The organism is candidate division WOR-3 bacterium (genome assembly GCA_016867815.1).
Classification (GTDB): domain Bacteria; phylum Hydrothermota; class Tepidihabitantia; order Tepidihabitantales; family Tepidihabitantaceae; genus UBA2258.
This window is the reverse complement of sequence record VGIR01000104.1, coordinates 1-8,882: the sequence shown is the minus strand read 5'-3', so window position 1 is coordinate 8,882 and position 8,882 is coordinate 1. Positions and strand designations below refer to the sequence as shown.

The 8,882-nt window shown below is 62.4% G+C and carries 7 protein-coding genes; 5 read left to right on the top strand and 2 right to left on the bottom strand.

Annotation, left to right across the window (positions count from 1 at the left end; genetic code table 11):
* Positions 1-224 precede the first annotated feature (224 nt).
* The 3 genes from FJY68_12205 to FJY68_12195 all read left to right on the top strand — a co-directional run bounded on the left by FJY68_12205 (position 225) and on the right by FJY68_12195 (position 2,959).
* Positions 225-854, top strand: a complete 630-nt coding sequence (locus FJY68_12205) for a periplasmic heavy metal sensor (GenBank protein MBM3332587.1) — start codon at positions 225-227, stop codon at positions 852-854.
* A 145-nt stretch (positions 855-999) separates the two neighbouring features.
* The gene (locus FJY68_12200; protein MBM3332586.1) at positions 1,000-1,881 is read left to right on the top strand and encodes a methyltransferase domain-containing protein; all 882 of its coding nucleotides are present in this window, start codon (positions 1,000-1,002) and stop codon (positions 1,879-1,881) included.
* A gap of 7 nt (positions 1,882-1,888) precedes the next feature.
* Positions 1,889-2,959 carry a hypothetical protein gene (locus FJY68_12195; protein MBM3332585.1) on the top strand — a complete coding sequence of 357 codons (1,071 nt, stop codon included), beginning with the start codon at positions 1,889-1,891 and terminating at the stop codon, positions 2,957-2,959.
* 447 nt (positions 2,960-3,406) lie between these two features.
* Here FJY68_12195 and FJY68_12190 read toward each other — a convergent pair whose 3' ends face one another.
* Together FJY68_12190 and FJY68_12185 are read right to left on the bottom strand one after the other, a co-directional pair.
* Positions 3,407-5,161, bottom strand: a complete 1,755-nt coding sequence (locus tag FJY68_12190) for a PQQ-like beta-propeller repeat protein (GenBank protein MBM3332584.1) — start codon at positions 5,159-5,161, stop codon at positions 3,407-3,409.
* A 9-nt stretch (positions 5,162-5,170) separates the two neighbouring features.
* Entirely contained in the window at positions 5,171-6,940 is a 1,770-nt protein-coding gene (locus FJY68_12185) for a hypothetical protein (GenBank protein MBM3332583.1), read from the bottom strand.
* Between the two features lie 418 nt (positions 6,941-7,358).
* Between FJY68_12185 and FJY68_12180 the strand changes: the two genes are divergently transcribed.
* Positions 7,359-8,414, top strand: coding sequence for a tRNA 4-thiouridine(8) synthase ThiI (locus tag FJY68_12180; protein MBM3332582.1), 1,056 nt, complete (start codon positions 7,359-7,361; stop codon positions 8,412-8,414).
* A 20-nt stretch (positions 8,415-8,434) separates the two neighbouring features.
* The coding region (locus FJY68_12175; GenBank protein MBM3332581.1) for a DUF3795 domain-containing protein at positions 8,435-8,882 on the top strand (448 nt) is incomplete at its 3' end.

Below are 8,882 nucleotides of genomic sequence, written 5' to 3'. Positions count from 1 at the left end.
CGCGAACTGCAGTTGATGCCGGCCGAGGCACGGGCAGAGTACCTGAAGCACATGATGAAGATGAGGCCCGGCCCAGGCGTGCCGGGGCGGGGAACGGGTCGCCGCATGCGCCCGGACTGCGGGATGCACCGACCGCTGAATGAGCCGCCGCCGGGCGAACCGCCTCCGGGACCACCCCCGGAAGCAGGAGATTGACCGAAAGTGACCAACCAGGGAGAAACCGAATGAAGAACAGAACGCTGACAGCAATGATCGTCATCGTCCTGGCTGTCGGGTCCGCGCTTGCACAGCCGGCGCCGACCATGGCCGCCCCTGCCCCATGCGGCAAGGCGCAGGCCCCAATGGCCTGCGGCATGCAGGGGATGCAGGGAATGATGCCCGGCCCGGCAATGCCTGACCTGACGCCCGAGCAGCAGGAGAAGATGGACGCCCTCCGCACCGCGCACATCAAGGCGATGGCGCCGCTGCAGGCTGACGTCAGGGTCAAGGAGATAGAGCTTGAAGCTTTCTGGCGGGCAGACGAACCGGACGCCAAGAAGATAGTGGCCAAGGTGAAGGAAATCGGCGATATCCGTGAGAAGATAGAAGTCGCCCGGATAAACCACCGCTTCGAAATGCGCAAGATTCTGACGCCGGAGCAGCGCAAGGCCATGCGCAAGATGGGTATGGGTCCCGGCATGATGGGACGAGGCAAGGGTTGTGGCGGGCATGGGATGATGCGCGGTCCGATGGGTGGTGGCTGTCCGATGGGCGGCGACGAACGTGGGATGCAGTGCGGAAGCCAATGCGGTGGGCCGCAGGGGCCGATGGGCCAGGGCGGTCAGCAAGGCTGTCCGGGCCGTAAGATGCACTAGTTCTGACTGGGCTAGTGGTTTGGCTCGGCAACGCCGGGGCCTCCGGGCCCCGGCGTGCTCAGGTATGGGTCCAGTAGGTCCTGTTCGTCCTGTAGGTCGCGGTGCCTGGGCTTGCGCTTGAGCTCGTGCTGAACTAGACTCGGGCGTGGTCAACACGCTGCTCGCCCTGCGACCGTGGCTGCAGCTCGCTCTGCTGGTCGCAGTTATCTGGCTGGTGGCGCGCGTACTGCGCCGGGCCCTGCTCGGCCGTATCGGCGAACTCGGCAAGCTGGTTCTGGTCGGCGCCCTGGCCGGTGTCTGGGCGCTGACCGCGTTCTTCTTCGTGTCCGGCCAGCAGGCGCCGTGGGCACCTGTCACCCTCTTGCTCATGCGGTTCTCGCCAAGGACGGTGTTGCTGATTGCGGGTTCCCTGCTGGTGGTCTGGCTGATTCTCCGCGAGATACCGTTCCCGATGCCGTACTGGGCCGCCGCAATCATCGAGGGTCCCTGGCGCAAACTGCTCTTCCCGGCTGATGTCACGCTCAGCCGAATGGCGCTCGGACCCGGCATGCGCGTGCTCGAGGTTGGTTGCGGGGCAGGGTACCTCTCCACGCACGTCGCGCGTCGGATAGAGCCGGGCGGGATGCTCTTCTGCGTTGACATCCAGCCGCGGATGGTCGAGAAATCCCTGAAGCGGCTTGAGGCTCAGGGGTTCCGCAGCGTACAGGGCTTTGTCGCGCCTGCGAACAAGCTGCCGTTCGACATCTTTGACATTGACCTCGTGTTCTTTGCCCACGTGCTCGGCGAGATCCCGGACCGGTTGCCGGCCCTGCGTGAGGCGCTGCGGGTTCTCCGGCCCGGAGCGGTGCTGTCGGTTACCGAGAGCCTGCCTGACCCGCACTACCGGTTTCGCAGCGATGTTGTGAAGCTGTGCCGCCAGGCCGGGTTCGAACTCGCCTCAATCGAGGGCAGTCTGTTCAACTACACGGCCTCGTTCCGCAAGCCTAAGCCCATAGAACCGCTCGGCTACGCGCCGCGGTTCGAGTAGTTCTCTAATGGGTCCTATTAGTCGTATTAGTCCCATTCCGGAAAATGGGGACTGTGGGGTTGTTGAAAAACCCCAAGTCGGTGCAAAGGCGAGGCCTGACGCGGAAATGGTCGTCCGCAACTGCCGCAGTACCGTTACTTGCAGCGGCGGCTTCCAGTCCGTTTGGTCGAGAGTAAGCCCAGAGGCACTTTTTCAACAGCCCCACTGTACCGGATTGCGGCCGCGTCCGCGCGGCCGGGGACTGTCCCCATTTTCCAGGCCCTCCATGATGAGGTGCATTATGCCGCTCATCCTCGCCGCGGCCTGCGCCTACGGAGCAGAGGCGAAGGTGAGAGTCCGGGTGCGCGACGGCGACACCGGGCGATGGCTCGGTGGTGTGCAGGTCAAAGCCGGGAAAGGAATCCTCTTCACGGACCAGGACGGCGGGGTCGCCTTTCCGGCAGTCGCTGGTGGGCGATTGATTGTGACGGCGTCAGTGAAAGGCTTCTTCCCTACGACCGAGACGGTCTCCGTCACTGCCGCGGATGCGCGGTGTGTGATCAGGATGTACGCGACTCAACCTCGCATCGCGATTGGATTCGTGAAGGATGGCATCACCGGCAGGAGGCTTGCGAGGGCCTCGGTCAGGGTCAGGGGAGACGCGGCGACGGTAAGAACCGACTCGGCCGGAATGTACGTGATTCCGTATCCGCCGGGCGACCGCGAGCTCATCGCCGCCCTTCCCGGTTTCCGCGGGTTCCCCCGGCGCCTGTCGGTCAGGGCCGGCGACACGCTCTCGGTTGACCTGCCTCTCTACGACACCTTGCTGGCGGTCGGTGAGGTAAGTGGCAGGGTGGAAGTGCAGGACTTTGGCGCGGCCATCGGCGCGAGCGTCACGGTGGAAGGTACGCGGCTCGGCACCGCCTCGGACCGGAATGGCGACTACATCATCGCCGGCGTTCCTGCCGGCCAGCACCGGCTTATCTTCACCTATGCCGGGTGCAAGAAGGCGATGAGAGTCGTCAACGTCCAATCGTGGAAGTCGCTGACCCAGAACGTCCAGCTCGAGCGTCGGCCCCCGACGTCGGGACACAGATAGCTATTCGGGGTTCGCTACGGCAAATCACTTGCCGAGTCACGTCCCAAGTGGCCAGGCAGACCGCGCTGTAAATCCCCCTCGGGGTGACGTCGCGAGTAGCTTGGCAGGTGGTTGTCAGAATCGCGCCGAGAGCAGCTCCGCAAGCAACGGACTGAGTCAACTTCCGAGTCGCTCAGCAAGTTGCGGTCAGAGTAGCCTCGGCCGTTGCCGTCCCAATCGCCGTCAGAAGCCTCCCCAGAGTCACCTTCCGAACGGCCCCGCAGACCACCCCGGGAACCGTCCCCGGAGCGACCCCCGAGGCGACTCGCGCAGCGGGTCAAACCACATCTATCTCATGGACTTGCATACGGTCAGGCCCTCTGACTGCGTTATACAGATCTGTATAATGCGGGCAGTGGTAGCTGCATCAAAGTGAGAGCCGGGTCTGCGGCCGATATCGAGGCGCTTCTAGCGCTGCTGCCTTCCGGCCCAGCCGGAGTGGGCGTTGTCGTGGTTGTAGGTCGGCCAGGCAGTGTTGGCCATCTTCAGGCCGCCGTGGGCGATGCAGGCGAGCGCGTCGCCGGTTGACAGATACAGGTCGCCGTTCGGACCGATGACCGGAGAGCTATAGCAATCGCCGTCAAGACGCTTCGGCTGGCGCTCCTCGCCCCAGAGTGAGTCCTGGACAGAGAACTCCCAGAGGGTCCGGCCATCACTGCCGATGCAGTGCGTGTAGCCACCTGGGTCTACGATGATGATAGAGCTGTCTTGAACCACGCAGGGGGTGTTGCTGTAGCCGTCAACCGCGGCATCCGAAGTCCATCGTTCGAGACCCTGGGCGTCGAAACAACGGACTAGACCGTCCCAGTCAATCACGATGACTTCATCACCCCAGCCGACTGCAGTGCAGTTGGCACACAACTCAGTCGTGGGTGTGCTCCAGGCCAGGGTACCGTCGGGGTTGAAGCAGTAGAGGCCCCCTGACCGGTCGGCGACAACGATCCGGTCTCGGCTGTCTATCACAGGTGTACCACCTGTTTTGATGCGCGCCGAGTCCTTCCACAGCACTGCGCCGCTTGAATCAGCCGCGATCAGGAAAGAGCACTTAGCAAGTGCATCATACCCAACGCCGTACACTGTGCCATTGCGTCCTACAACAACACCGTTGTCAACCGGCCCCAAACTGCCAAGCCAGAGAGTCCATTCCACTACTGCCGAATCTCCGTAGTCCCGAACTCGAGACAGAATGTCGTCGTACCCGGGTGTGGTCACGGTGTAGATCGCGCCGTCCGGACCTACCACCGGAGTGCAATTGCCGCCACACGAGTTGATAGACCATTTGAGCTGCCCGGTTCGAGAATCAAGACAGACCAGCCCGCTCCTGTCGTCACTGAGATAGAGGCGAGTGCCGTCGGCGCTGAGCGATGCCCCGTACGAACTGCCGTCCATCGGCGTGCTCCATAGCAGTCGGCCATCCAGGGTGTAGCAGAACCCGTGAGCGCTATAGAGCACGGGCTCGCCGTCGATCGAGCCTAGAGTGGGAGAACCAACGCAATAGAGCTCCTCATCGTAGGTGTCCCAGACGACCGCCATTCCGCTGACGTTCACGGTTTTGGCGGATCCCGGCCTCGCTACCATGTTGCCTTTGTCCCGGGCGACAGCACCAACGATGTGAGGGCCACTTGTGGTCCAAAGAAAGGAATCGGTAATGACAGCGCCACTCGGGAAGAACGCGGTCCAAGCCCCGCCTTTGTCACCATCCCACTCGAACCTCACGCTAACGCTGTCGCCATCCGGGTCCGATACCTTGACCGACGCATGATACCATCGGTTGACCGCCCAGCGTACCATGCCGCAGATTGTGTCGTCACTTATCACCGGCGCCTGCGACTTCCGGAAGCGAAGGGGCGGCGACCAGTCTGACGATTTCCCTTTCTCGTTGCTGGCCTGGACCCTTACTTCATACCACGCGGGGTCTACAAAGGAGTGCTTGAGGTAGGCCGTGTCGCCGCTCTCCCGTCGGGTCGAGCGCGCAAGCTGGCCGTCACCCCAGTCGAAGAGATACTCAACCTCTAGGTCGCCGGGGTCAGTGGTTGTGGCGAGGAAGTACAGCGAGTCGCCCACGACGTCGGTCCACGGAGCGCCAGGCGTCAGTGGCTTTCTCGCGCAGCCGACGAGCGCGGCCAGGACAAATCCTACAGTGACTAGGGTCTTCTTGTACATCGTTCCTCCTCAGGGTCTTCCCGCCCAGCCGGAGCGGGCGACGTCGTGGTTGTACGTCGGCCACGCCGTGTTGGCCATGTGCAGATTCGCGCCGGATAGGCAGAAGACCCTATCATCCCATATCACATACAGGTCACCGTTCGGTCCGAGAACTGGTGATGGTTCCCCATAGCCTTCTGAGAAACGCCTCGTCCGCCGCCTTGCCAGAAGGAGCGAGTCATCAATGGAGTACTTCCACAGAGTCTGTCCAGCGCCGTCTATGCTGTACACGATGCCGGCGGCATTGTCGTACAGAATAACAATGCTGTCCTCGGCGACACAGGGGGTATTCCATCCGTCAACGCCGATCGTTGACGTCCACAGCACGCGGCCGGTCGAGTCGTAGGCTCTTACCCAGCCATGGCAGTCGGTCACGATGACCTCGTCCTGAAGTCCGATCGCGGTCGTGCCAGGAAAGATACCTGCCGTAGGCACACTGTAGGCCAGCGTCCCTTCCGGGTTGAAGCAATACACTCCTCCAGCCTCGTCGGCAACCACGACTCTATCGTGGCGGTCGATTATCGGCGGCCCGCCGTATAGCACGTGGGCCGAGTCCTTCCACAGCAAGGTGCCGGATGCGTCAATGGCGAACAGTATGGAGTTGTGGGATCTGTTATGGGAGACGGTGTACGTCACGCCATCCCTTGCGACCACTATCCCACGCTCTGTTCCTTCCCAATCATCGGCAAGGCAGATGCCCCAAGCGAATGCCGCCGAGTCGCCGTAGTCGGTCACTCGCCTGAGCCAGTGGTCGTATGCCCCACACGTAGTTACGTAGATGGCGCCACCCGGACCCAGTGCCGGCGTGCATCTGGATTGCTCCGCTGGACCTAGACGCAGGTTCCACATCAACTGGCCCGTGCGCGCGTCCAGACACGATATTCCCTCTTTTTCCTCAGTGAGATACAAGCGCGAGCCGTCAGCGCTCAGTGACGGCGCGAACCCACTGCCGTTGGTCGCGACGCTCCAACGCAGTGTACCATCGAGTGAGTAGCATTCCAGGCCGTCGTCCAGTCCACAGTAGAGCACCGGCTCTCCGTCGATCATCCCCAGTGTCGGAGTAGCATCGTAGTACACGTCTCCGGAGCTGTGCCAGATGATTGCCATCCCGCTCACGCTCACGGTCTTCGCGAAGCCCGGCCTCGTGACCATGCTGCCTCGGTCTCTGGCCACGACCGTGAGCGTGTGCGGACCGGTCGTGGTCCAGAGACAGGAATCGGTGATGACGCTTCCGCTCGGGACGAGCGTGGTCCAAGCGCCGCCTTCGTTACCGTCCCAGATGAACTTCACACTGACGCTGTCGCCGTCCGGGTCACTGACCTTGACCGACGCGTGATACCAGCGGTTGACGGCCCAGCGCACGAGGCCGGCGATGCTGTCGTCAGCTATGACGGGCGGCTTCGATTTGCGGAAGCGAAGCGGCGGCGACCAGGCGGACGACTTTCCGTCTTCGTTGCGTGCCCGGACCTTTATGTCGCGCCACCCCGGGTCTTCGAATGAGTGCCTTATGTAGGCAGTCTCTCCGCTGTGGTAACGACGCGTGGCTAACGTCTTGCCGTCACCCCAGTCAAAGGTGTACTCCAGCCCGAGGCCGCCAGGGTCGGTCGTTGTAGCGAGGAAGAAGAGCGAGTCGTCGACGACATCAGTCCACGGTGCGGCCGGCGTCAGCGGCTTCCTCCCGCAGCCGAGGAATGCCGAAGCACAGAATAGGACGAGAACAACCGAAACAAGACACTTCATTGCTGCCTCCTCATGGTCGGGCCAGTACGGCAACGTTCTAACCGAAACGCTGCCGAAGTCAAGTGTGCCGTGGGGGGGAAAGAGGGACACTTCGCCTATCCCCGGCCGGTGGTTGGGTCGCCCTGAATCAGATCGGCGACGTCTCGACCTGGCTCAAGGACGAGCTGGCCGGGTACGAGGTGAACGAGCGCCACGAAGAGCCAGGTTGAGGTCAAGGTTGAGGTTGATACCGTCTCGACCTTAGCCTTTCCTCATGGGGTCGCGCAGCTTCTACGAGGGCTGGGACTCCCGGAACGGTAGACAGCATACAGAATACAGCACACAGGCAGTTCCCGAACCCATTTCCTAGAGTTCCATCTTTGGGCTTCGGCGTGCGGTGTTTGTTTGAAAGCTCGGGCTCGGCGGCTATTCTGTTGGTATGCCTGACAAGCCGAAAGCAACTGCTGTCGCCCTGCTGTCCGGCGGGCTGGATTCGACGCTCGCGGCAAAGGTGATTCTGGAGCAGGACATCACTGTCATCGGGGTCAACTTCGCGGGCGCGTACTGCCCGCGGCCGTTTGCGGGAAAGAGCCGTGGCGAGAAGGCGGCGGAGAAGCTGGGCATCGAACTCGTGACCCTGCCGATTGATGCGGAATTCATCGCGATGGTGAAGCACCCGAAGTACGGCCGGGGAAAGAACATGAATCCGTGCATTGACTGCCACACGTTGATGATACGGAAAGCGTGGGAGTACGGGCGGAAGCCCGATTGCAGATTGCAGGGCCGGAAGTCCGGACTGCCCGAAGGATGGACGGCGGATTTCATCATCACCGGCGAGGTGCTGGGTCAGCGGCCGATGTCTCAGAACCGGAACGCGCTGAACACCGTAGCCCGGGAGTCTGGCGTCGGGGACCGGCTGCTGCGGCCCATGTCGGCAAAGCTGCTCGATGTGACCGCACCGGAGCGGGAGGGCCTGGTTGACCGCGAGCGCCTGCTGGACATCGAGGGCAGGCAGCGAACCCGCCAGATGGCGTTGGCTCAGAAGTACGGCATCAAAGACTACCCGACCCCGGCGGGCGGGTGCTTGCTGACCGAGAAGGTCTTTTCGAAGCGGCTGGCCGAGGCGTTCGACCATGGCGAGGATTCGATTGAGATTGTCGAACTGCTGTCTCTGGGCAGGCATTTCCGGCTGCCGTCCGGAGTGCGGCTGGTTGTTGGCCGCGACGAGGCAGAAAACGATGAGCTGCTCAAACGCAAACCGGAAGACGCGGCCGTGATTGATGCCGGCGATCTGCCAGGCCCCGTGGGTCTTGTCTTGCCGTCTTCGTGTCTTGGTGACTTGGTGGTTGATCCCGACCGGGTTCTGGCCGCGAGGATTTGCGCGAGGTATAGCGACAAGCGGAAAGAGAAGCTGGCGCGGGTCATGATTGCGGGCGAGGCCGTAGAGGTTGAGCCAGCGAGTGAAGAGGAGACGGCCCGGCTGCTGATCGCGTGAAGGACCAATCCGGAGGAACTATGGCACGGATGACCACCAAGACTCTCGGGTACTGTGGGGCGCGGTGCCCGACCTGCTTTGCGTACAGGAAGAACGTATCTGAGGCGGCCAAGGCGCTGCGGCGGGAGTTGCGGGCGGAGAAGCTGAAGGAATCGTGGAAGGAATTCCCGTTCCTTGCCGACTACGCCTCATTCAAGAAGTCGCTTGACGGCCTGGCGATGCTGCGCTGCACGAAGATGTGTCGGGGCGGGGGAGGGAACCCCTGGTGCAAGATACGCAGATGCGCGCAGGCGAGGATGCAGGTCAGAAGTCAAAGTGCAAACTGCAAAGTGCAAAATGGCGGACAGACCGGCCATCAGCAAAGAACGCGAGCAGTGAAGGGACTTGCCGGCTGCTGGGAGTGCGAGGAGTCCGACGCGTGCAAGAAGCTGCTTCCGGCCTACCGTCCCAACCTGGAACGGATCCGGC

Excerpts from the sequence above, each read along its gene's own strand:
- FJY68_12180 (MBM3332582.1), top strand. The coding sequence starts at position 7,359 with ATGCCTGACAAGCCGAAAGCAACTGCTGTCGCCCTGCTGTCCGGCGGG.
- FJY68_12205 (MBM3332587.1), top strand. The coding sequence starts at position 225 with ATGAAGAACAGAACGCTGACAGCAATGATCGTCATCGTCCTGGCTGTC.
- FJY68_12195 (MBM3332585.1), top strand. The coding sequence starts at position 1,889 with ATGGGTCCTATTAGTCGTATTAGTCCCATTCCGGAAAATGGGGACTGT.
- FJY68_12185 (MBM3332583.1), bottom strand. The coding sequence starts at position 6,940 with ATGAAGTGTCTTGTTTCGGTTGTTCTCGTCCTATTCTGTGCTTCGGCA.
- FJY68_12190 (MBM3332584.1), bottom strand. The coding sequence starts at position 5,161 with ATGTACAAGAAGACCCTAGTCACTGTAGGATTTGTCCTGGCCGCGCTC.